This is a genomic window from Sorangium sp. So ce281 (assembly GCF_051527395.1).
Lineage (GTDB): Bacteria > Myxococcota_A > Polyangia > Polyangiales > Polyangiaceae > Sorangium > Sorangium cellulosum_B.
The window spans coordinates 6,432,685-6,454,808 of sequence record NZ_CP150322.1 but is presented as its reverse complement, the minus strand read 5'-3'; the positions used below and the strand labels follow the sequence as shown (position 1 = coordinate 6,454,808).

Here is a 22,124-nt window from a genome sequence, read left to right as displayed (position 1 = left end):
CCTGCGCGTCCCCGATCTCCGCTCCCTCCCTAGCTGGCGCTGAGCGCCGCGCTGGCCAGCTTGGTTGCGGGGCCCAGCCGCACTGTCTACGCTCGTCCGCCGAACAGCGAGCGACCCGCGAGCGCCGCGGCGGGCTGTCGAGGCCCGCCGCTTTCGCGCGGTGGCGCTGAAGGGAGGGGATCGTCCATGTGCGGCATTGCTGGATGGGTGGACTACGAGCGCGATCTGACGCTGGAGCGCGATGTCCTGCAGACGATGACGGCGACGATGAAGCTCCGCGGCCCGGACGACGAAGGGCTATGGCTCGCTCCGCGCGCGGCCCTCGGGCACCGCCGCCTCGCCATCATCGATCTCGACGGGGGCCGCCAGCCGATGATCGCCGACCAGGACGGCGCGCCGGTGGCCGTGCTCATCTACACGGGCGAGGTCTACAATTTCCGCGAGCTGCGGGGCGAGCTCGAGGCCCGGGGCCACCGCTTCAAGACGCGCAGCGACACCGAGGTCGTGCTCCATGCGTATCTCGAGTGGGGCGCGGGCTTCCCCCGGCGGCTCAATGGAATGTTCGCCTTCGCCCTCTGGGACGTCCGCGCAGAGGAGCTCCTGCTCGTCCGGGATCGGCTGGGCATCAAGCCGCTCTTCTACCAGCAGATCGGCTCGGCGGTGCTCTTCGGCTCGGAGCCCAAGGCGATCCTCGCGAACCCGCTCGCGCCGCCGGTCGTGGACGTGGGCGGCCTGCGCGAGCTCCTCGCCTTCGTCAAGACGCCCGGAGCCTCCGTGTTCCGCGACATGCGAGAGGTCCGCCCGGGCCATGTCGTGCACGTGCGGCGGGATGGGATCTCCGAGCGCCGCTACTGGGCGCTCGAGTCCAGGCCGCACGAGGACGACCTGCAGGCCACGATCCGCGCGGTCCGCGGGCTGCTCGAGGACACCGTGGCGCGACAGCTCATCTCCGATGTGCCCCTCTGCTCCCTCCTGTCCGGAGGGCTCGACTCGAGCGCAGTGACCGCCCTCGCGCAGCGGGCGCTCAGGGCGGAGGGCGCCGGCCCGGTGCGCTCCTTCTCCGTCGAGTTCGCGGGGCACGCCGAGCACTTCACGCCGGACGCGCTGCGGAGCACGCCGGACACGCCGTACGTCGCCGAGGTCGCGCGGCACGTCGGGTCGGACCACGCGGGCATCGTGCTCTCCGCGGCCCAGCTGGCCGACCCCGAGATCCGCGCCGCCGTGCTGCGCGCCCGGGATGTCCCGATCGCCTTCGGTGACCTGGATGCTTCGCTGTACCTCCTCTTCCGCGCCATCCGGGAGCGCTCCACGGTGGCGCTCTCCGGCGAGTCGGCCGACGAGATCTTCGGCGGATACCTCTGGTTCCACGATCCGGACACGGTGGCGGCAGAGACGTTCCCCTGGATCGCCATGCGCATGAAGATCCAGGGCGCGAGCGCCGCCGCTCAGCTGCTCTCCCCCGCGCTCCTCGCGCAGATCGACCTTCAAGGCCACGTCGCCGCGCGCTACCGGGAAGCCCTCGCCGAGGTCCCGCGCCTGCCGGGCGAGGAGGGCGCGGAGCGGCGCATGCGGGAGATAGGTTATTTGCACATGACGCGGTTCCTGCCGATCCTGCTCGACCGCAAGGATCGCATGAGCATGGCGACCGGCCTCGAGGTCCGGGTCCCGTTCTGCGACCACCGGCTCGTGGAGTACGTCTTCAACGCGCCGTGGTCGATGAAGACCTTCGATGGGCGCGAGAAGAGCCTGCTGCGCGCCGCGTCCGAGGATCTCCTGCCGCGCTCGGTGCTCGACCGTCGCAAGAGCCCGTATCCGGCGACGCAGGATCCAGCGTATGCCGAGCGGCTCCGAGGCCAGCTCGCGGGGCTCCTCGCCCGGAAGGACGCGCCGGTGCTGCCGCTCCTCGACATGGCTCGCGCCCGCGCCGTCGCCTCGGAGTCCGGAGGAGCGGTCGATGAGCTCGCCCGGTCGAGCATGCAACAGGTCCTCCTGCTCGACGACTGGCTGACCCGTTATCGGATCAGGCTCGCTCTCTGAGCCGCCGCGGCGGGCGCGACCGCGGCCGCGCCCGGCGGGCAGGCTCGCGCCGTCCGTGAAGGGATCGTCGGTGAAGTCCTTCGACGCTTATGGCTCCTCCACCGGCGACAGCTGGACGACCGCGACGCTCGGGGAAAAATCGCTCTCTGGCAATGTCGAGTTCGCGCTCACGTGCAAGGGCAAGAACTCCTCGTCGTCCGGGTACGATCTGAAGGTCGACTACATCGAGCTCGTGCCGGTGGGCGGCGGCGACGCTGGCGGGAGCTCGGGCGGCGGCACCACGACGGCGGGGAACGGCGGCGTCGTCAGCTCGACGATCATCGTGAAGGCGGGCGAGACGTTCGACGGCGGCGGCAAGCGGTACATCGCCGACAAGAACACGCTCGGGGAGGTAGTGCAGTCATTTGAACATGAAGGCGGGAAGAAAACCTGAATGATCTTCCCGCCTTCCCGCCTTCATGTGGACCCTCTCGGGGCAAATGACCGCACCACCCTCGGGGACGGCAGCCAGGCCGAGGACCAGAAGCCGGTGTTCAGACTCGAGGACGGCGCGAAGCTGAAGAACGTGGTCCTCGGCGCGCCGGCGGCCGACGGCATCCACACGTACGGCAACGTCACGCTCGAGAACATCGTCTGGGAGGACATCGGCGAGGACGCCCTGACGGTCAAGAAGTCCGGCACGGTGGTGCTGAACGGCGGCTCCGCGAGGAACGGCGACGACAAGGTGTTCCAGATCAACGCGGCCAGCACGTTCAAGGTGTCGAATTTCACGGCGCAGAACGCGGGCAAGTTCATCCGGCAGAACGGGGGGACGGACTTCAAGGTCGACGTCTTCATCGACCGGTGCGACATCATCGAAGATGAAGGAGTCCATCTTCAGGACGGACAGCAGCAGCAGCGTGACGATGACGAACACCCGCTACAGCGGCATCGGCAAGGCGCTCTTCATGGGCGTGAGCTCCTCGAAGATCACGACGTCCAACAACACGCAATACTGACCCGGCGGTTCTGCACATTTCCGCCAGAGCAGGAGCGTCCTCGCGGGCGCTCCTGGGCGCTCTTGCGCGGTGTCAAGGGTCAAGGGCCCTCCGCTCCGCCTCTACCTCTCTGGCGAGCTGGCGAGAGACCTGGAGCGATGTGTCGCGCCAGGTGCGCTCATGTCAACGTTCACATTTCTCAATCACTCACTGTTTCGGGAAATATACCGCTAAATTGCGGATCTTTGTCGCGAGGGGAGAAGCGACTGTCATCGCGATAGGAACGCCGGTGTGGCATCATGCGCCAATGCGTACCATCATGGATAGGCTCACACGTAGCGCTCGATACCTCGCCTTTGCGGCCATGCCGTTCGCCATCCTGAACTGCTCCAGCGACGATCCCGATGTGTCGGGGGACGGCGGGGGGAGCGCGGCGAGCACCGGCTCCCCGAGCGCCAGCAGCAGCAGCGCCAGTAGCAGCAGCGCCGACAGCTCGAGCTCGAGCGGAGGCGACCCTGCGACCACCACGACGTCGGGGGCAGGAGGCAGCGGAGAGGGTGGCGCGACGGGAGCAGGCGGAAGCGGAGAGGGCGGCTCGGGAGAGGGCGGCGCGCCCTCCGAGGAGTTCGCGCTCGCGAGCACCAATCACGAGGAAGGGGCGAAGTTCGCCGACAAGTACACCTGCCAGACCGCCGGCTTCCAGAACAGCGTCATGCCGGAGCTCCACTGGACCCCGGGGCCTGCGGGCACGAAGAGCTACGCCATCACCTTCATCGATGTCACCCTGGCGCACGCGACGCCGTCGCAGCCCAACGGCTATCACTGGGTTCTGTACAACATTCCTGCCACCACCACCTCGCTGCCCGAGGGGTTCAAGCAGGCGGACGCGACGCAGCTCGGCGCCAAGCAGAACTCGAATTACCTCGGGCCCTGCCCCAATTACGGCACCAGCACCGGCACGAAGACCGACACCTACGAGTTCACGATCTACGCGCTCGCCGAGGAATCGATCACGATCACGGGCACCGGCACGGCTGCAGTGAGGGACGCGGAGACCAAGCTCGAGGCGAAGCACCTCGAGAGCGCGAAGCTCACCGGCACGTCCAACGCGTTCTCGACTCGATGAAGCGGTAGCTGCTTTCTCGGTCCTGAAGCATCCTCTCGAATCTTTCGAGAAGATTCACTGGGAGGCGGGGAGTGAAATCCCATGATTTCCCTGTCTCCCCGCCTCCCTGTTCAAATTTTCTCTTCCCCCAAATGCCAACAAAATGAGGAGATTTGTCAGCTCTACGGCCTGACCCGGGGTCGCAGGTGCGATGTCTCGATGACCGTCGTCGGACGCGCAGCGCCTGCCGACTCGAGCCGCCCGTCAATCAGAGGCGGGCTCCCGGCGGCGGCCCTCCGGACGCTTCGGGGCCTGCTGCGGGGAAGACAGGCTCTCTGCCAGCTTGCCGCTCCCCTGTTCGATCAGCTTCTTCTCGTACCAGGGCCGCGTGGCCTGCGCGCGAGCGAGGTAGGCGAGCGCGATGACGCCGAGGAGCGGCAACGCGGCGTAGGCCACGGAGTGGGCCGTCACGTCGGGGCCTATCGCGCTGGCTGAGTTCCACGAGGGGACATGACGCGCCTTCACCGTCTCGCCCTCGCGGAGGCGCGCGAAGGCGCCGTGGGGCACCTCGTCGGAGAAGGCGGCGCCGTCCGCGCCCCGCATCGTGACCTCGAACCGGATGTGGTCGCCGTCCTCGCGCTCCTGGAGCTGCGTCACGCGGACGTCCACCGTCTCGCCCAGCCAGCGGCGCGCGTGGAAGGCCGCGAACGCCATGTTGAACACGAGCGACGCGACGGCCGCGGCGACGGCCCACCGCTGGTGGAGCGCCGCCCTGCGCGCGAACCGCTCGCCGAGCGGCTCGGACGAGAGGAGCATGCGCCCCCCGGACGGGGGCGCGAGCAGGTATCCCTGCGCCTGCCCGCGGTACCCTTGGGCCTGCGCCTCGGGATCGGGCGCGCGCCGGAGCTCGCCGATCGCGAAGACCCTCTCGCCTGGAATGAGCTCGGCCACGCGGACGCGCCGGGTGAGATCGACCCGGATCAGCCCGTCGAGCGCGTCGACGAGCTGCACGTCCTCGCCCGGCTCGACCCGGATGCGCGCGCCGGACGCGTGGCGGAGATAGAAGGGGTGGACACGGACCTTGCGGCCGGTCTCGGCCCACTGGTGGGTCCAGACCCCGGAGGTCTCGGACTCGGACCCCTCCTGCTCGACCTCGACGCGCACCGCCACGTCCGCGCCTTGCTCCCGCTCGACGATGCCCACGACGACGGCCTCGCCGGGCGCGAGCGCGGCGCCGGGCATGAACGAGGCCTCGGCCTGCGCGGCGGCGCGGCGCTGCCGGCGCGAGAGCCGGAGCGCGAGCGCCGCGAGGGCGAGCAAGCCGCCCGTCGCGACGCCGTCGACCAGGAGCGACGACAGCCCGGCGTCGAGGTGGTATCGGCTCGCGAGCAGCCAGATCCGGGGTTCCATGGCCCGCCATGAGAGCGCAAACCGGCGCACCCGTGCGAAAAACCCGGCGCGCGCCTACCTTCCGGAGGAACGATGCCTGCCACGCCGCCTCCCTTCCGCGTCCACGCGCCTGACACGGCGGGGCCGATCGTCGTCGAGGTCCCGCACGCGAGCCTCGCCGTGGACGAGCTCGCGGCGCGCTTCACGCGCGTGCCGGAGCGCGCCCTCGCGGCCGACGCGGACGTCGCGGCGGACGCGCTCTTCGGCGACGTCGCGCTCGAGGGGGCCGCGCTCGTCGTCGCGACGGTGAGCCGCTTCGTCATCGACCTCAACACGGCCCCGCGCGTGCCCACGCCGTACGAGGACAAGCTCCCCTACGGGCTGCGGGAGGTGCGGCGGCGCTCCGCGAGCGGCGAGCAGTGGCTCGAGAGCCCGCCACCCCGCGCGGAGGTCGAGCGCCGCGTCCGCGACGTGTTCGAGCCGTACCACGCGGCGATCACCGCGCGCCTCGCCGACGCGCGCGCGCGCCACGGCGTCGCGATCCTTGTCTCCGGGCACACGTACCCCGACGTCATGTTCCCGGGCGCGGCCGACGTCGTGCTCGGGACCCGGCGCGGCGAGAGCGCGGTGAGCTGGGCGCGCGACGCGGTCGCCGAGGTCGCGCGCGCGCACGGCCTCTCGCTCGCGCTCGACGATCCCTTCCCGGGCGGCCACGCGCTCGAGCGGCACGCGCGCCGCGACGAAGGGATCCACGCGCTCCAGATCGAGATCGCCCGCAGGCTCTACTGCGACGCGCGCACCCTCGCCCTCCGCCCGGACGACGTCGCGCGCCTTCGCGGCTTCACCCGCAGCGTCATCGCCGCGCTCACGAGTGCAGCCGCGCGATAACGCGGCACGCATACGGTACGGCCGCTGCGCGCACACGGTACGCGGCGCACGCGCGGTGAGGGTGCGGCGCACGCGCGGTGAGGGTGCGGCGCACGCGCGGTGACGGCGCGGCGACGGCGCGGCACACGAGCGCAACGAGCTCGGCAGGCGCGCGCCGTCGAGCCCGCGCCGATCGGCGAACGTCGCACAGGTGCGCGCTCGTCCCACCACCGGATCCGCTGTTCCACAGCACTCTCGTGGCGCATGCGGACGTTGACTCCGCGACGCGATGCACGGAGATTCCGCCCTCAACACCAGGCCAGGGATGGGGAGGCTCTCCATGCGCCCAGACGGTTTCTCGCTCTCGTGCTCCGCGCTCGCCAGCGTCGCTTTCATCGGTTTCCGCGGTACGGAGCACGTCTCGCAGCCGTACGAGTTCGAGCTCTTCTTCTCCGTCCCGACGAGCACCGATGTGCGCAAGGCAGTGGGCGAGCGGGCGACGGTGCGCGCGAGCCGCGGCGACGGGAAGGACCCGCTCGTCGTGCACGGCGTCATCGCGAGCGTTCGCCTCTTGCACCAGAACGCGGATCGGGCGCTGTACCAGGCGCTGCTCGTGCCGAAGCTCTGGTTCCTGCGCCACTTCTGGCGCAGCCACGTCTTCACGAACCAGCCCGTCAAGGAGTTCCTCTCGGCGACGCTCCAGAACGGCGGGCTCGCGGCGAGCGACTTCCGCTTCTCGATCAACGACGGCGACTACCCGGTCGAGGAGTTCGTCGCGCAGTACCGCGAGACGCACCTCGCGTTCTTTCACCGGTGGCTCGAGCGCGAGGGCCTCTATTACTTCTTCGAGCACCCGGAGGACGGGCCCGGCGAGGTGCTCGTCATCGTCGACGACCGCGGGCTGCACGACGACTTCCCGGGCGGCGGGGTCGTGCGCTACGTCCCGCTCTTCGGCGACGACGTGACCGCGCCGCCGGGCCTGCACCAGATCGAGCAGAACGTGCAGTGGCTGCCGAAGACGGTCACCATCGCCGACTACAACTACGCGAACCCGTCCGCGTCGGTGAAGGGCGAGAGCAGCATCACCGCGAACGGGGTGGGCGCGATCCGCGAGTACGGCTTCCGCGTCTTCGTGCAGAGCGACGCCGAGCGCCTCGCGCAGGTGCGCGCGCAGTCGATCGGCTGCCGCGAGGTGACCCTGCGCGGGAGCGGCGACGCGCTCGGGCCGCGGGCCGGGTACCGGTTCTCGCTGGACGATCAGCCCGCCGAAGTCGTCGACCAGTGGCTCGCGCTCGAGGTGCAGCACAGCGCGTCGATCGCCGGGATCACGCCCGAGATCGCGCGGCTGACGGGGCTCTCGGGCAAGGACATCTACGCGATCAAGCTGCTCGCGATCCCGGCCGACGTGCAGTTCCGCGCGCCGCAGGCGACGCCGTGGCCGCGCATCTACGGGTTCGAGAACGCGATCGTCTGCGGCCCCGCCGACAGCCAGTACGCGCAGATCGACGCCGACGGCCGCTACCTCGTGCGCTTCGAGTTCGACACGAGCGGCCTGCCCGACGCGCGCATCTCGACGCGGGTGCGCATGATGCAGCCGCACGGCGGGACGACCGAGGGCTTCCATTTCCCGCTGCGCAAGGGCACCGAGGTGATGATCGCCTTCCTCGGCGGCGACCCGGACCGGCCCTTCATCGCCGGCGTCGTGCCCAACGCGCACCGGCCGAGCGTCGTCGCGGAGCGCAACCTCAGCCAGAACATCATCCGGACCGGGAGCGGCAACCAGCTCGTGCTCGAGGACGAGCAGGGCAAGGAGTTCATCTTCCTCCACACGCCGAACAACCGCACCGGCATCTACATGGGGACGCCGAGCGGCAACCACGGCTCGGTCTACACGGGCGACGGCGACAAGCAGGTCGGCACGTTCCTGTCCCCCGAGAACGCCGACCCGGCCATCGCCGGCAGCAGCCTCGTCGACGTCACGTTCAGCTATCTCGAGACGACCTCGGGAGACGGCGGCTCATGGATCGGCGGCGACTCCTGGGAGAACGTCAGCGGCAACAAGTTCAGCATGGTGGTCTGCAACCTCTGGGCGGGCATCGGCGGGACGTACACGCTCCAGGTCACCGCCGCGGCGGAGGAGACCTACTACGCGACGCGCACGACCACGATCAAGACGGGCCGCGTGGACACCGTGGAAGCCGGCGGCATGAAGCAGACGATCACCGACGGGATGACGCTGACCATCACGAGCGGCGGGATGAAGCACGACGTCCACGGCAAGTTCGAGCAGACGATCGAGCCGGAGGGCTCGTCGACGGTGACCGGGCCGTGGATGCACAAGGTCACGGCCGAGAACTTCGACGACTACAAGAGCTGGAAGACGGAGGTCGCCACCACCTGGAAAGGCCACTTCGGCGGGGACGTCGACCTGAAGTCCGACACGAACTTCCTGATCAAGGCGCCCAACGCGAAGATCACGGCCACCAACCTGAAGTGGGAGGTGCTCGGGCTGACGTTCGACCTCACGCCGAGCAAGCACGAGCTCTACTTCTACAAGGGCGCGACCGGCGTCATCAAGACGGACCACGCCGCGCTCGCCCAGCAGGCCTACTTGCTCAAGCTCGAGACGTCGTTGATCAAGCTCGACTACTTCGCGTTCGACAAGAAGGCCGTCGGCGCGAAGATGGATCAGTTCGGCACCTACCTGAAGCAGCAGGCGATCGCGCTGACCCTCGCGGGGGTCATCGCGTGGAACAGCGCCTTCACGAAGATCTGAGCGCGGATGCGAGTCGTCAAACCCCTCAAGGTCCCGGCGCTCACGCGCGTCGTCGAGGTCGCGCGGCGCCTCAGGTTCCACGTGGGCGCCATGATGGCGTTCCCCCTCGACGCGCCGCGCGCGCTCGTCGATGAGATGTCGTTCTGGCAGGCTGCGACGGCGGCGCTCGGGAGCCTCCCGCTCGACGACGGCATCACGAAGGCGCGCGGCGAGCTGCTCGTCGCGGGCCGGTGCTACGCCCCGGAGGGCCGCCGCGTCGGCGCGTCGTTCGTCCGCGCGCGGCTCGGCTCCGTCGACAAGCGCCTGGCCGTGCTGGGCGATCGGTACTGGAGCGGCCACGGCTTCACGGAGCCGGAGCCGTTCTCGGAGATGCCCATCGACTGGGCGCGCGCGCTCGGCGGGCCGAAGGACGCGGCGAACCCCTACGGGAAGGGGATCGAGGAGATCGAGCGCGGCGGGCAGCGCGCCCGGCCGCTGCCGAACGTGGAGCACTACGGCGCGCTGATCCGCTCGCCCGGCGACCGGCCGGGCCCGGCGTCCTTCCTCGCGATGGACGTGACGTTCGCCCAGCGCCGCGCCCGCGCGGGGACGTACGGCGCGGACTACGCCGAGAAGTGGGCGCCCGGCCTGCCGCCCGACGTCGATCCCGCCTTCTTCAACGTCGCGCCGAGCGATCAATGGCTCGCCGAGCCGCTCCGCGGCGACGAGGCGTTCCTCGTGGAGAACATGCACCCGACGCGCCCGCGCATCGAGGGCGCGCTCCCCGGCCTCGCCGCGCGCGTGCTCGTCACCCGCCGCGACGCGAGCGGGGAGGCGTTCCAGGAGCTGCCCGTCCGCTGCGACACGGTGTGGCTCTTCCCCTCGGCCAACCTCGGCGTCGTGATCTTCCACGGCTCGATGCCCGTGGCCGACGACGACGCTGGGGAGATCGTCGATCTCGTCGTCGCCTGCGAGGAGATCGGCCGCCCCCGGCCGATCGAGCACTACCGCGAGGCGCTCGCCCGGCGGATCGACAAGGACCGGGGCTCGATCGCGTCCCTCAGCGACAGCGATCTCATGCCGCCGCGCGAGTCGGGCGTCGCCGCGAACGTCGCCGGCATCGAGATGGTGCAGTGGCTCAAGAGCGAGAACCTCGCCACGCAGAACCTGCGGCGCGGCGCGGAGCGGGAGCGCGAGCGCCGCCGCGAGGAGCTGCTCGCGGACGGCATCGACCCGGCCCGCTTCGGCCTCGACGCGCCGCTGCCGGAGGAGGAAGCGCCGCCGCCGGTCGACGATCTCGACGCGCTGGTGACGTACCTCGACGCGGCGTCGCGGAAGATGGAGGAGGAGAAGGCGCGGGCCGAGCGCCTGAAGAAGGAGGCCGAGGAGCGCATGAAGGCGCAGGCCGCCGAGATGGACGTGTCCGAGGAGGCGCTCCGGCGCGGCCAGACCGGGGAGGAGCCGCCGGGCGGCCCGCCGCGCTTCTCGGCCAAGGCGCAGCTCCAGCAGTACGCGGAGCTGGCCGAGGCGGCGCGCCTCGGCGGCGTGCCGAACCTCGAGCTGGAGGCGATGCTCGCGGATCCAGGCTTCCCCGAGCAGCTGCTCCGCCTCGAGCAGGCGGCGCGCGAGGGCTACCGCGGCTCGGCGCACCTGAGGTCCGCGGCCCTGCCGATGACCGCCGAGGCCTCGCAGATGGCGCGCGTCGTCATCGACGCGGCGCGCGAGGCGGGCGAGCCGCTCGACGAGCGCGACCTCACCGGCGCCGACTTCCGCGGGGTCGACCTGCGGGGGATGCGCTTCGCGCGCGCGTTCCTCGAGGGGGCCGACCTGCGCGGCTGCGACCTCTCGGGCGCCGTGCTCGAGGGCGCGGTGCTCGCGAAGGCCGACCTCTCTGGCGCGAACCTCACGGGCGCGCGGCTCCGGGGCGCGAACCTGGGCAAGGCGAACCTCGAGGGCGCGGTGTTCGACGACGCCGATCTGACCGAGGCCGTCCTGATGGGCGCGAGGCTCGCCGGGGCGAGCCTGAAGCGAGCGCGGCTCGAGCGCGCCGACGCCCTCCAGGTGAGCTGGGGTGGCGTGGATCTCTCGGGCGCGGATCTCTCGCTCTGCTCGTTCCTCCAGACGAGCTTCGCCGGGGCGAACCTCGCCGGGGCGAACCTCGAGCGGGCGATGCTCCTCGAGTGCTCGCTCGACGGCGCGGATTTCTCGGGCGCTCGGCTGCACAAGACGTCGCTGATGAGCTGTACCGGGGCGAAGGCGCGCTTCGCGGGGGCGCGCTTCTCCGAGGGGGTCGCCGTCCACAAGAGCGGCCTGCCGGAGGCCGACTTCCGCGACGCCGTGCTCGACAAGACCTGCTTCCGGACGACGGACCTGCGCGGCGCGCGGTTCGATCGAGCCCAGATGACGATGACCGATCTCTGCGAGGCGGACGCGACGGGCGCGACCTTCGACCGCGCCGTCATGAAGAACGCGCTCCTCATCCGGACGAACCTCGACCGCGCGTCGCTCCGCGGGTGCAACCTGACGGAGGCGATCCTCTCGAAATCGCGCGTGGCGGGGGCCGACTTCACGGGCGCGCAGCTCTGCCGGGCCGATTTCAGCCGCGCGCGCGGGGACAGCCGGACGACGTTCGCCGAGGCGAGCGTCGAGTTCACCCGGTTCGACCGGCAGGCGGCGCCGGCTCCTGGAGGCGCGACATGAACCGCGACGAGGTGCTCGACAAGGTCCGCCACGGGGACCCGATCCAGGCCGTGGACATCTCCGGGCTCGACCTGACGGGCGCGGATCTCTCGGGCGCGGTGTTCGACCGGGTCCGCATGCCGCGCGCGATGCGGGGCGCGCTCGTCAAGGAGTCGACGTTCTCCGAGTGCGATCTGTCGGGCGTGGACGCGGCGGGCGTGGACCTGCACCTGACGACGTTCTTCCGGAGCCGCCTCGACGGGGCGACGCTCTCGGGGGCGAGGCTCGTCGGCGCGAGCTTCATCGAGTCGACGTTCGAGGGCGCGGCGCTGTCGGGCGCGGAGGCGCCCGTCGCGACCTGGACGACGTGCTCGCTGGAGCGCGCCTCGTTCGAGGGGGCGAACCTCGACCGGGCGAACCTCGTCGAGGTCAAGGCCGGCGGCGCGAACTTCTCTCGCGCGAACCTCGAGAAGGCGACGCTGTACAAGCTCGACCTGCGCACCGCGCTGCTCGACGGCGCGAACCTGACGCTCACGACGCTGGTCGAGGCGGCGCTGGGCGCGCGGGCGTTCCAGGGAACAAAGCTGTTCCGCACGCAGTTCATGCGCGGCAGCGTCGCTGGCTCGAGCTTCGCGGGCTGCGACGCGACGCAGTGCAACTTCACCGGGGTCGACGTGTCCGACTGCGATTTCTCCGATGCGGTCCTGACGCAGGCGCTCTTCGGCGAGGCGAACGCGGCGAAGGCGCGGTTCTCGCGGGCGAAGCTGCAGAACGCGATCTTCGAGCGGGCCGCGCTCGCCGAGGCCGACTTCTCGGGGGCGGAGCTCGTCGAGGCGTACCTCGCCTTCGCGTCGTGCGCCGGCGCGCGCTTCGTCGGCGCGAAGCTCGCGTACGCGGACTTCTCGCACTGCGACCTCTCGGGCGCGGACTTCACGCAGGCAGCGATGTTCCGCACCAAGCTGCACCGCGCTCGCCAGGACGGGGCGAAGGTGCCGGCGGGCGCAGGCTGGCTCGGCGACGACGAGAAGCTCGCCGCGCTCGAGGACTGGAAGCCGCGCCGCGGCGGCGAGCGCGATGGGCAGCGCGCGTGACCGTGCCTGCTGCGCGCGCCGTGCGGAATCACGAAACCGTGCGCATGCACGAGACACGAGACACGAAACACGAAACACGAAACACGAAACACGAAACACGAGTCCGCGTCCGCGACCCGTGAGACCTGGGGCGAGGCCGCGTTCCACGAAAGCCATTGATTCCTGCCGCGAAATCGTTGAAACTAGCGTTGCGGCGCGCACGTCCTGACCGGGCGGATCCAGGCCGAGGAGACCCGAGATGCAGAGCATGGCGGCCCGCGAGCCCCTGACGGTGGCACACGACGACAGCACGCAGGACGACCTCCTGGCCGCGGTGGATCTGCCGGTGATCGAGCGCTCGCCCTCGCCGCGACGCGTGCCGTCGCTGGAGACGGGCGTCGTCCGGGGCACGGCGTCGGGGCTCGTGGTCGAGCTCGGCGGCGGGCCGGTCGCGGCGCGGCGCGCGAAGAGCTGCCTCGTCGCGCCGGACGCGGGGGATCGGGTGCTCTGCGCGGTGGACGGCGAGCAGATCTTCGTCCTCGCGGTGCTGGAGGGCGAGGCGGGCGCGACGACGCGGATCGTCGCCGAGGGCGATATGAAGGTGCAGGCGACGGGGCGGCTCGGGCTCGGCGCCGGCGACCAGATCGAGATCGCCGCGGCCAGGGAGGTGGGGCTGTTCGCGGGCAAGCTGCAGATCCGCGCGCAGGCGGCGGCGGCGGCGATCGAGGAGATCGGGCTCGTCGGCCGGTCGCTCGAGGCGCACCTCCAGAAGGCCGTCATCGTCGCCGAGCGCATGGAGGCGCGCGCGGACCGGCTCGTCCAGCGCGCGAAGCAGGCGTTCCGCTTCATCGAGGCGCTCGAACAGGTGCGCGCGGGCGTCTTCGATCTCCGCGCGGAGGGCCTCGCGGCGATGCGCGGGGAGAACACGATCGTCGCCGCGCGGACGCTCGCGAAGCTCGACGGCGAGCAGGTCAAGATCGGCTGAAGGGGCGCGCCGCGCGGGGCCGCGGGCGCCAGCAACGACGAGGGGTGAAGCGATGCTCGCGAAGACGACCGCAGGGGGGATGTGCCTGGCGTTCCCGGACGTGTGCCTGACCCCGACGCCGGCCCCGGTGCCGATCCCGTACCCGAACATCTCGCTCCATCCGATGAGCGTGCTCTTCGTGCCGAACGTGCTCGTCACGTGCGCGCCGGCGCACAACATGCTGACGGTCGCGCCGCTCACGATGGGGGACAACCCGGGCGTCGCGCTCGGCGTCGCGTCCGGGATGGTGATGGGCCCGTCGCGCAACGTGACCGCGGCCTTCACGGTGATCGTCGGCTGCGCGCCCATGACGCGCCTGACGAGCATCTCGATCCAGAACAGCACGAACGCGCCGGGCATGGCCATCGTACCGAGCGTCACCACCGTCCTCGTGCTCGCGCCGTGAGGGGCGCGAGCAAGGGGTCCGCCACGGGTTCAGGGACGGCGCCGGAGAAGAGCTCGCTGACCGAGGCGCTCGCGAAGCTCGACGCGGCGATGCGCAGGCCGACGGGCAGCAGCGCCGATCCGGATCGGCGCCGCGTGGCGGCCCGGCTCGCGGATCTCGCTCGATGCGAGGACGACGAGCTCACGGCGTTCGCCGGGCGGCACCTGCCCGGCCGCGCGGCGGACGAGGCGGCGCTGCGCGCCGCGCGAGAGATGCTCCTGGCGATCGGCCGCGTCCTCGGTCCGGAGGGCGAGAGCGCCGAGGCGCTGGTCGTGCTCAAGGAAGCGCACGAGGCGCTCGACGAGCGGCTGGCGGAGGCGAAGCGGGCCGCGGCGCAGCGCGTGGAGGACGAGGCGGCGGCGCAGCGCGCGGCGGAGGAGGCCGCCGCGACGACGGGCGCGCCGGCGCTGGTCGAGGCGCAGGGGCCGCTGTCTCGCCCGGGCGGAGGGCTGCCCTTCGTGCCGCCGACCGCGGCGAAGCGTGAAGTGGAGGAGGTCACCGCGACGACGAGCGCGCCGGCGCTGGTCGAGGCGCAGGGGCCGCTGTCTCGCCTGGGCGGGGGGCTGCCCTTCGTGCCGGCGGCGGCGCCGATGCCCGCGCCGATGGCGGTGCTGGGGTCAACGGCGGTGCCTGGGCAGGCGCCGCTCGGTGTGCCTGCGCAGGCGCCGTTCAGTGTGCCCGCGCCTGCGCCGCTCGGTGTGCCCGCGCCTGCGCCGTTCGGTGTGCCCGCGCCTGCGCCGTTCGGTGTGCCCGCGCCGATCGCAGTACCCGCGCCGGCACCGATGGCAGCACCTGTGGCCGCACCCGCATCTGTGGCCGCGCCCGCACCTGTGGCCGCGCCTGCACCTGTGGCCGCGCCTGCACCTGTGGCCGCGCCTGCACCTGTGGCCGAGCCCGCACCGGTGGCCGCGCCCGCACCGGTGGCCGAGCCCGCACCGGTGGTTGAGCCCGAACCCGCCCCGGCGCCTGCGTCCACACCCGCACCCCAATCCGTCACCCAGCCCGCGATCGTGCCTGTTCCCGCGCCTGCGTCGGTTCCTCGGACGGACCCGCCGGTGAGCGGCGCGGAGTCGAAGCCTCTGAGCAAGACGCTCCCCGAGACGCCGCGGGTCATCGATTCCGCGCTGCCCTTCATCCCGGTGGCCTCCGAGGAGCGCGCTCGGCCGTCCGTCGCTCGTTTGGACTCGGCGCTGCCGTTTCAGCCCGTCGCCAGCCCCGATGGACAGCCGGCGCGCGAGCCTGGTCCGGCGCTCGCGCACCACTCCCAGGCGGTGCCGCTCCACGACGAGCGTCACTCCGTTGCGGCCACGCCGAGCGCGCAGGCCGCTGCCACGGCGAGCTCGCTGCCGATCGCCGCGTCGAGCGCGCAGGCCGCTGCCACGGCGAGCTCGCTGCCGATCGCCGCGTCGAGCGCGCAGGCCGCTGCCACGGCGAGCCCGCCGCCGGTCGCCACGGCGAGCGCGCTGCCGGCCGCCACGCCGAGTGTGCCGCCTGCCTCCATGCCGGCCCCCGTGAGCACGGGCGACCCGCTCAGCGCGCGCCCGCCACCCTCGCTCACGCTCAACCAGTACGCCGGCCTCGTCGTCGCGTGCGAGCTGTACCCCGCCTACGTGGAGAATACGAACGCACGCTACGGGGTGCCGACCCCCGCGGCGCGCGCCGCCCTCGACGCCTTCTGGGCAGGCCGCTTCGCAGCAGATCCCGCGCTTGCCCAGCGGTGGCCCGAACTCTGCGAGGCCGCGCGCAGGTACTTCCTGCAATCGCGCTGAGCGCCGGCGCCGCACGCGCAGCGCCCCGCAGGAACACCTCGTGGAGCAGCCGACGAACCGGAACGCGAAGCCGGCCGAGGCTCGAAACCAGAAAGCGCCGGACGCCAGGAAGAGATCCAGCTCTCGGCGTCGTCGACGCTCTGGCGGATCCTTCCTTCGTTGAACGGTGTGCCGGCGCCGGCGTTCAGCCGGCGGCGCTCGAGCAGGCTCGGATGAGCTCGGCCACGAGCGGCGGCAGCCGACCGGCGAGCGCGGCGCGCTCCGGCTGGAACAGCAGGTGCCGAGGAACGGGCGCCGCTGTTCGCGGGCGAAGCGGAACGCGCGCAGCGCGCCATCCATGCTCCGGTACGGGCTCGCCGGAACGCACCACAGGGCGTCATAACGAGCCACCCGCGAGGTGTCGGCCACCTCCTCGGTCGGCACCCATTCAAAGGAGAGCGGCGCGGACAGCGCCTCTCCCGCCAGCCGCAGCGCCACCGGGATGGCCCGGTGGGCCGTCACGGCGTCGTCGCGGTCACCGATGAGCCCAAGATGAAGTATCGGCTGCATCGCGGCCTCAACGCCGCCAGGTGTACGGCGGTGCGGCCGTCACCTCGGTGACCGTCGAGACGCCCGCCCAGTCGTCGGGGACGAACCCGTAGAACGTGTTGCTCGACTTCGATGTAGCGACGAACTCGACATCCCCGAGCAGCGTTGCTGTTCCGGAGACGGACTGGCGATCGCCGAACCAGCCGAGCGGATAGAAGGTGGTCTGCACGTTCGCCGAGCCGCTCACGTTGAACCCGCGCGCCTGGATGCCCGAGCCGCGTTGCCCGACCAGGCTGAGCGCACCGACACGGCCGCCGGAGATCACGCCGTTGACGAGGGTCGCATGATCCTCGACGCGGACGTCGCCGCTCACCTCTCCGCCGAGGACGGTCGCGTAAGGACCGACGTAGACGCTCGACGGCGTGCCTGCGGGCGCGCAGCCGCCGCCGTTCGCGTGCCTCGTCGTGCCCCGCGGACACGCATCGAGCTGACCGTCCTGAAACCCGGCGGGCCACGCTCCATCGAGCTCCACCATGTACGGATAGCGATAGATCGACGGGTACGCTGGCCCGTCCGAGGGCTTCGTCCAGACCAGCTTCTGGTATTCGGTCGGCGTCGCGACCACGACCAAGTAAACATTCTCGCCGGGGCTGACGCAGAAGTCCATCTCGGCGTCCCCCCCACGCTGCAGAGGGCTGTAGCGCGATGTGGTCAGCTCCGGGTCCGTCGCGACGAGGCCCCAGCGCCAGCCGGAGTCGGCGCCGGCCTGCGTCACGCCCCGGAACACGACGCGCACGCTGGTCGCGTCCGATTTCGGGTGCAGGCGCACGATGTTGTAACCCCAGCGCTGCGGTGCCCAGTGATACGGCGAGACGAAGCGGCGATTCTGCGCCCAGTCGGCGTCGAGCGCCTCGAGCCGCGTGAGACGAAGCCGGCGATCGGTGCGGCCGTTCGACGTCATGTCGGCCTCGATCGAGCCGTATTTCCGTCGATACACGCCCGAGGGATCGCCTCCGTCCGTGGGCGGAGGGTCCTTGTAGTCCCAGGTGATGTTGTGCATCGCCCACTCGCCGAACTCGTCGTTGAGCCGCTCGATGTCCCAGCCACGGCTCAGCATGAGCTTCTGCCATGGATCGCCCTGGCCGCGCGGCGCCTCGTAGGCCCACATGTCGTTGACGGCGCTGTAGCAGTGCTTGTCCTTCAGGAACTCGAAGAACTGCCAGTTGCAATAGCGGTTCCGGGTGTTGCCGTAGTAGAGGTGCGGCATGTTCGGCAGCATGTCCGAGCAGTGCACGTTGTCCCGCCATATCTGGTGCGGCATCCAGTTCGCGTGGCTCTCGAAGATCCAGCAGCCGTCGCCGCCGCAATCGGGGAACGCCTGCGTCGTCGACTGCACGCCGTGCATGAACTCATGGGCGAGCCCCCACGGGTCGCTGGCGGCGTCGGGGCCGATCCACATCCCCATATAATTGACGCCGTTGCGGCTCCACCCGCCGCCCCAGAGCGGGAAGCTGTCGTCGAAATGCACCGCGGCCTTCCACTTGTCCGCTGATTTGCAGTACGGCTCGGGGAAGAAGACGGGGCTGCCGAAGTACGCGCTCCAGATGCTCTCGAGCGTGGCCGCCGCCTCCTCCGCCTGGCTCAGGTTGATGTTCGTCCCCTCGGGCCAGTAGAAGGCGAAGTGCGCCGACTCGTGGCGCAGCGGCGCGCGCGTCTCGCCGCCGTCGCGCGGCGCCCTCCAGGTGCCTGCCGTGCAGCTGGCCCCCGTGGCCTGGCAGCTCGTCGCCCACTCCGTGCTCGTCGTGCCCTGCTCGCAGGCGCCGGGGTTGCCGCCTGCAGCCCCGGTCGATCCGCCGGTTCCCGCCGCCTCGGCCGCCGATTCACCGGCGCTGCCGGCGCCGCTGGCGCCGATGCCCCCGGCGCTGCCGGTGCTGCCGGTGCCGGCTGCGCCTGAGGTCGCCGTCGTGCCGCCGCCGGACCCCGAGCCCGGAGCAGGGTCCTCCGAAGCCTGACTGCACGCCGCGAGGAGCGCGGCGACAACGAGCGCGGAGCCGTTCACGAGAAGCAGCTGAAACGATGTGCGGGTCGCGCGACGAACGCCCGCGGGGGTGCGGAACGTGTGAGTGATGCTCTCACGGACTGCGCGTTTGTGTATTGCGGATGAGTCATAAGCTGGGTCGAGCATGCTGTATTCTCGTTCGGCGCGCGCTCGCCACGCAAAAGAAAACAAAGCCGGGGAAGGCCCAGTCGGCACCGTGGAGGCGACCGGCGCGGCGTGGCTGCAGCTCGTGATGGATGCGAGGGGTGAGACCGACCCGGTGAGACCCGACCCGGGGTGAGACCGACCCGGTGGACCCGGTGAGACCCGACCCAGGTTGGACCCATCCGATCCCATCCACATCCAGACCTGACCCAGGTTGAGACCTGACCCCAGGTTGAGATCTGACCCAGATTGGAACCGCAGACCCGACCCAGGTAGGAGACTCGACGCAGGTCGCCCAAATCTTAACCTAGGTTGGGTTGGGTGAGGTTGGGTTGGATGGATGCGATGTCTGGAGGTGGTAAATATTAACATCCGAGGTGAAAGACGGCATGGCGGTCGCCACCTCTGGCGCAGGAATCGCCACCTGTGGGGCGTGGCAAGTGCTTGAAATGATTGACTGCAATCTTTGGCACAGCGTTTGTTGATATGGACGGGCCATGAGCCACCCCCGCGAGATCTCGCCCGGCGCTACCTATATGATCACCCGTCGCGTCTTGCGTCGGCACCTGCTCTTGCGCCCCGACGCAGCGATCACCCAGCTCTTGGTCTACGCCCTCGCGGTCTCGGCCTGTCGCTTCGGGATCGAGGTACACGCGTTCTGCGCGATGTCAACGCATCTACACCTGGTCGTGACGGACGTGAATGGCGTCCTGCCGCGCTTCTTGCAGTTCTTTCATCGCATTGTGGCGCTCGGGACCAAGGTGCTTCGCGCGTGGGAAGGACCGGTATGGGACCACGAAGCCACGAGCGTTGTGCGCCTCCTGACGCGCGCTGCTGTCGTGGAGAAGATCGCCTACGTGCTCGCGAACCCTGTGGCCGCTGGCCTCGTCCGGCATGCTCGTGAGTGGCCGGGGGCGAAGGTCGATGTGAGAGAGCTCGGCTGCGGCGTGCTACGTGCGGCGCGTCCTGTGGCGTATCTTGACCCGGAAAATCCACAGTGGCCCGAGGAAGTGATGCTGCCTCTCGCGCTGCCACCGGCGGTCGAGCAGGACGGCAGCGATGACTTTCGGTGCTTGGTCGCTGCGGCGCTCGAGGAGCAGGAGGCGCAGGCCCATGCGGCGCTGCAGCGGCAAGGGCGTCGCTTTCTGGGTGCTGAGCGAGTCAGCAAGATCTCCCCGTACGAGCGCGTCACGAGCTTCGAGGCGCTCGGCGAACGCAATCCGACCTTTGCGGTTGGCCGCGAGCCGGGTGTTGTACGGCGAATCGCTGGTGCCGCGGTGCGGGCGTTTCGTGCGTCGTACCGCGCGGCGCTTGAACGGTGGCGCGCCGGGGTGCGCGGTGTGGTGTTCCCGGCGGGGACCTGGTGGATGCGCGTGTTCCACGGCGCCAGCGTGACGGACCTCAGACTCGTGGTGTAGATACCGCGTTGCGCCGTTCTCGGCGATGCGAGAAGCGCGGGAGCGGCTTCGACGCGTTGTTGTCGTGTTGTGGAGAACGTCCGTCTGGAGAAGCCGGAGCGGGCGGAGCGTTTGTCTGGCGCTGCGCGTACGCCTAAGAATGGGGTATGCCGGGGCGAGTGCGCATGCGGCGATTGGAACGGTGACTTTGGATAGGCTCTGACTGACAGGGCGGGACGGTTATGGGCCGATCGGTGAGGCGAAGTGATTGAATCAACCCGGGTCAATCCATGGATTGGGGGCGCGCAGAACCGGGGACCGACAACCCGGGTCGAGTCTCCTCTTGCGTACGCGTTCGGATGGCTGATCCCGGGTGGGTCGTGCGGGTAGGTGGTGCGATGGTTCGATGGCTCAACCTGGGTCGGTCGGGTCGGTCGGGTCGGGTCGGGCCGCAACCTGGGTCGGTCGGGTGGGTGGTCGGGCCGCTGGGCCGCTCTCACCTGTACATACGATCGATCCGCTCTTCGGGGGCGCGCGGGTCGAGCAGCAGGAGCGTCAGGTAGAACGCCCACTCCAGCGGCTTCATCGCGAGATAGACGAGATCTGCCGCCCAAGCGGCGCCGATGTATCGACTCACGGGCAGCCCCATCCGGTCGTAGAGCTGGCGCGCCGCGCGGCCGAAGCGCGGCCAGCGCTCGTGCAGCATATCCTCGAAGGCGTTGGCGATGGCGAGCTGGCGATTGACGAGGATCGGCGTACCGCCCCGCCGTCCGAGCCGGATCGGGCGCACAAGCCAGGCGTGGCCGCGCGCGGCGACGGTGCACAGGTAGTGGCAATCGCCGGGCAGCTTCACGATCGGGAGCTGCGACAGCGTGTACCCGCACGTGCGGGTGAAGACCTGGAGCGCGGCTGCCGGATGGCCCAGCCAGGCCGCGTGCAGGACGGCGTGAACCCCGAGCAGGAGCGGGGAAGCCGCGAGGGCGCGCCACAACGTGGGTCGGTGAATCGCGGGCGGCGGCGGGAGCGGGACTTGTGGCGGCCCCACGCGATAAGCGGGATCGGCAGCGGCCATCGGAGCGGGCGCGCTGGCCTCGGCGCCTCGCCTCAAGAGGCGAGCGCGCAGCTCGGCGGAATAGAAGACGACAGTGAACACCGGCGCGACGCACGGCAGGAGCAGCGGCGGCACGAGCAGGCCGGCCGCCACCCAGGGGCCGAAGTGCACCGCCAGCAGGACGTGGAGCGCAATTCCGACGAGCAGCGCAGCATGGACGACGAGCTCTGCAGGGCCAGGCAGCCCTTCTTTCCGGCGCCGTGACACGACATAGGCGAGCGCGGTGAGGGCGTGCAGCGCGATCAAGCCGTGGACTTCCGGCTCGGCGAGCGGCCGGAACGCCGTGGTGCCGACGTCGCATGCCGGGACAGCGCACGTCTCGGGGGCATCGTGGCTGTATGCCATGCCCCAGGCGGGCAGGAGGAGCAGCGTGAGCACCTCGGCCGCCACCAGGAAGGGGGCGCGCCCCCGGCGCCGTATCGCGCGGTATGTCCACACGGTCAGGCCGATCCAACCGGCCAGCCCGAGCGCTCCAGCGACGAAGATCGCGGCATCGAGTCGGACCAGCAGGCCCGCGCCGAAGAGCAGCGCCGCGAGCGCCGGAACGCCGTAGCCGGTGGCCACCAACGCGGCGAGGGCGCCGTCTGTCAGCGAGAAGGGCTGCTCGGTCGGCGACTGCTGCGGCTCGGGCGGTGACTGCTGCGGCTCCGTCGGTGACTGCTGCGGCTCGGGCGGTGACTGCTGCGGCATGCATCCACCATGCTAACGGCTCCAGTCCCAGGAGATCCATCCTGCCAGGTGGAGCGCGCGTGCTTCACGAGCCGCGTA

14 protein-coding genes and 2 pseudogenes are annotated in these 22,124 nt (G+C 70.7%); 12 read left to right on the top strand and 4 right to left on the bottom strand.

Annotated features, from left to right (window positions below; genetic code table 11):
• The first annotated feature begins 186 nt into the window (after window positions 1–186).
• The 4 genes and pseudogenes from asnB (at window position 187) to WMF27_RS24515 (ending at window position 4,140) form a co-directional block, all read left to right on the top strand.
• Window positions 187–2,037: an asparagine synthase (glutamine-hydrolyzing) gene (gene asnB, locus WMF27_RS24530; RefSeq protein WP_437766458.1), complete on the top strand. Its 1,851-nt coding sequence runs from the start codon at window positions 187–189 to the stop codon at window positions 2,035–2,037.
• 70 nt (window positions 2,038–2,107) lie between these two features.
• Window positions 2,108–2,470 (top strand): hypothetical protein, encoded by a 363-nt coding sequence (locus WMF27_RS24525; protein ID WP_437766459.1) that lies wholly within the window; start codon window positions 2,108–2,110, stop codon window positions 2,468–2,470.
• A gap of 60 nt (window positions 2,471–2,530) precedes the next feature.
• Window positions 2,531–3,035, top strand: a pseudogene (locus WMF27_RS24520) (pectate lyase); the annotation flags it as partial.
• A 343-nt stretch (window positions 3,036–3,378) separates the two neighbouring features.
• Entirely contained in the window at window positions 3,379–4,140 is a 762-nt protein-coding gene (locus WMF27_RS24515; protein WP_437766460.1) for a YbhB/YbcL family Raf kinase inhibitor-like protein, read from the top strand.
• Window positions 4,141–4,383: 243 nt separating this feature from the next.
• On the opposite strand, the gene WMF27_RS24510 is transcribed toward WMF27_RS24515, so the two are convergent.
• The gene (locus WMF27_RS24510; protein ID WP_437766461.1) at window positions 4,384–5,529 is read right to left on the bottom strand and encodes a hypothetical protein; all 1,146 of its coding nucleotides are present in this window, start codon (window positions 5,527–5,529) and stop codon (window positions 4,384–4,386) included.
• Between the two features lie 72 nt (window positions 5,530–5,601).
• On the opposite strand from WMF27_RS24510, the gene WMF27_RS24505 reads away from it, so the two are divergent.
• From WMF27_RS24505 to WMF27_RS24475, 7 genes are all read left to right on the top strand, one after another.
• On the top strand, window positions 5,602–6,396 hold the full coding sequence (locus WMF27_RS24505) for an N-formylglutamate amidohydrolase (RefSeq protein ID WP_437766462.1): 795 nt from the start codon (window positions 5,602–5,604) through the stop codon (window positions 6,394–6,396).
• 319 nt (window positions 6,397–6,715) lie between these two features.
• The gene (locus WMF27_RS24500; protein WP_437766463.1) at window positions 6,716–9,151 is read left to right on the top strand and encodes a type VI secretion system Vgr family protein; all 2,436 of its coding nucleotides are present in this window, start codon (window positions 6,716–6,718) and stop codon (window positions 9,149–9,151) included.
• Between the two features lie 6 nt (window positions 9,152–9,157).
• Complete coding sequence (locus tag WMF27_RS24495) at window positions 9,158–11,830, top strand: DUF2169 domain-containing protein (RefSeq protein ID WP_437943025.1); 2,673 nt, start codon at window positions 9,158–9,160, stop codon at window positions 11,828–11,830.
• Window positions 11,827–12,900 (top strand): pentapeptide repeat-containing protein, encoded by a 1,074-nt coding sequence (locus tag WMF27_RS24490; protein ID WP_437943024.1) that lies wholly within the window; start codon window positions 11,827–11,829, stop codon window positions 12,898–12,900. The genes WMF27_RS24495 and WMF27_RS24490 overlap by 4 nt, the downstream gene beginning before the upstream one ends.
• A gap of 238 nt (window positions 12,901–13,138) precedes the next feature.
• Window positions 13,139–13,864: a DUF3540 domain-containing protein gene (locus tag WMF27_RS24485; protein WP_437766466.1), complete on the top strand. Its 726-nt coding sequence runs from the start codon at window positions 13,139–13,141 to the stop codon at window positions 13,862–13,864.
• Window positions 13,865–13,916: 52 nt separating this feature from the next.
• A complete protein-coding gene (locus tag WMF27_RS24480; protein WP_012237562.1) occupies window positions 13,917–14,309 on the top strand; it encodes a DUF4150 domain-containing protein in 393 nt (130 codons plus the stop codon).
• A complete protein-coding gene (locus tag WMF27_RS24475; protein ID WP_437766467.1) occupies window positions 14,306–16,117 on the top strand; it encodes a hypothetical protein in 1,812 nt (603 codons plus the stop codon). The genes WMF27_RS24480 and WMF27_RS24475 overlap by 4 nt, the downstream gene beginning before the upstream one ends.
• 269 nt (window positions 16,118–16,386) lie before the next feature.
• On the opposite strand, the pseudogene WMF27_RS24470 reads toward WMF27_RS24475, so the two are convergent.
• Together WMF27_RS24470 and WMF27_RS24465 are read right to left on the bottom strand one after the other, a co-directional pair.
• A pseudogene (locus tag WMF27_RS24470) lies at window positions 16,387–16,666 on the bottom strand (hypothetical protein); the annotation flags it as partial.
• A 7-nt stretch (window positions 16,667–16,673) separates the two neighbouring features.
• Entirely contained in the window at window positions 16,674–18,830 is a 2,157-nt protein-coding gene (locus WMF27_RS24465) for a DUF6055 domain-containing protein (RefSeq protein WP_437766468.1), read from the bottom strand.
• 515 nt (window positions 18,831–19,345) lie between these two features.
• Here WMF27_RS24465 and WMF27_RS24460 point away from each other — a divergent pair.
• Window positions 19,346–20,266 (top strand): transposase, encoded by a 921-nt coding sequence (locus WMF27_RS24460; protein ID WP_437766469.1) that lies wholly within the window; start codon window positions 19,346–19,348, stop codon window positions 20,264–20,266.
• 475 nt (window positions 20,267–20,741) lie between these two features.
• On the opposite strand, the gene WMF27_RS24455 is transcribed toward WMF27_RS24460, so the two are convergent.
• Complete coding sequence (locus WMF27_RS24455) at window positions 20,742–22,046, bottom strand: DUF6688 family protein (RefSeq protein WP_437766470.1); 1,305 nt, start codon at window positions 22,044–22,046, stop codon at window positions 20,742–20,744.
• Between the last annotated feature and the right edge of the window lie 78 nt (window positions 22,047–22,124).

What these genes read in the sequence shown, in the direction of transcription:
- WMF27_RS24485 (WP_437766466.1), top strand. Translation starts at nt 13,139, where the DNA reads ATGCAGAGCATGGCGGCCCGCGAGCCCCTGACGGTGGCACACGACGAC.
- WMF27_RS24495 (WP_437943025.1), top strand. Translation starts at nt 9,158, where the DNA reads ATGCGAGTCGTCAAACCCCTCAAGGTCCCGGCGCTCACGCGCGTCGTC.
- WMF27_RS24510 (WP_437766461.1), bottom strand. Translation starts at nt 5,529, where the DNA reads ATGGAACCCCGGATCTGGCTGCTCGCGAGCCGATACCACCTCGACGCC.
- WMF27_RS24500 (WP_437766463.1), top strand. Translation starts at nt 6,716, where the DNA reads ATGCGCCCAGACGGTTTCTCGCTCTCGTGCTCCGCGCTCGCCAGCGTC.
- WMF27_RS24455 (WP_437766470.1), bottom strand. Translation starts at nt 22,046, where the DNA reads ATGCCGCAGCAGTCACCGCCCGAGCCGCAGCAGTCACCGACGGAGCCG.
- asnB (WP_437766458.1), top strand. Translation starts at nt 187, where the DNA reads ATGTGCGGCATTGCTGGATGGGTGGACTACGAGCGCGATCTGACGCTG.
- WMF27_RS24505 (WP_437766462.1), top strand. Translation starts at nt 5,602, where the DNA reads ATGCCTGCCACGCCGCCTCCCTTCCGCGTCCACGCGCCTGACACGGCG.
- WMF27_RS24480 (WP_012237562.1), top strand. Translation starts at nt 13,917, where the DNA reads ATGCTCGCGAAGACGACCGCAGGGGGGATGTGCCTGGCGTTCCCGGAC.
- WMF27_RS24465 (WP_437766468.1), bottom strand. Translation starts at nt 18,830, where the DNA reads ATGCTCGACCCAGCTTATGACTCATCCGCAATACACAAACGCGCAGTC.
- WMF27_RS24460 (WP_437766469.1), top strand. Translation starts at nt 19,346, where the DNA reads ATGAGCCACCCCCGCGAGATCTCGCCCGGCGCTACCTATATGATCACC.
- WMF27_RS24490 (WP_437943024.1), top strand. Translation starts at nt 11,827, where the DNA reads ATGAACCGCGACGAGGTGCTCGACAAGGTCCGCCACGGGGACCCGATC.
- WMF27_RS24515 (WP_437766460.1), top strand. Translation starts at nt 3,379, where the DNA reads ATGCCGTTCGCCATCCTGAACTGCTCCAGCGACGATCCCGATGTGTCG.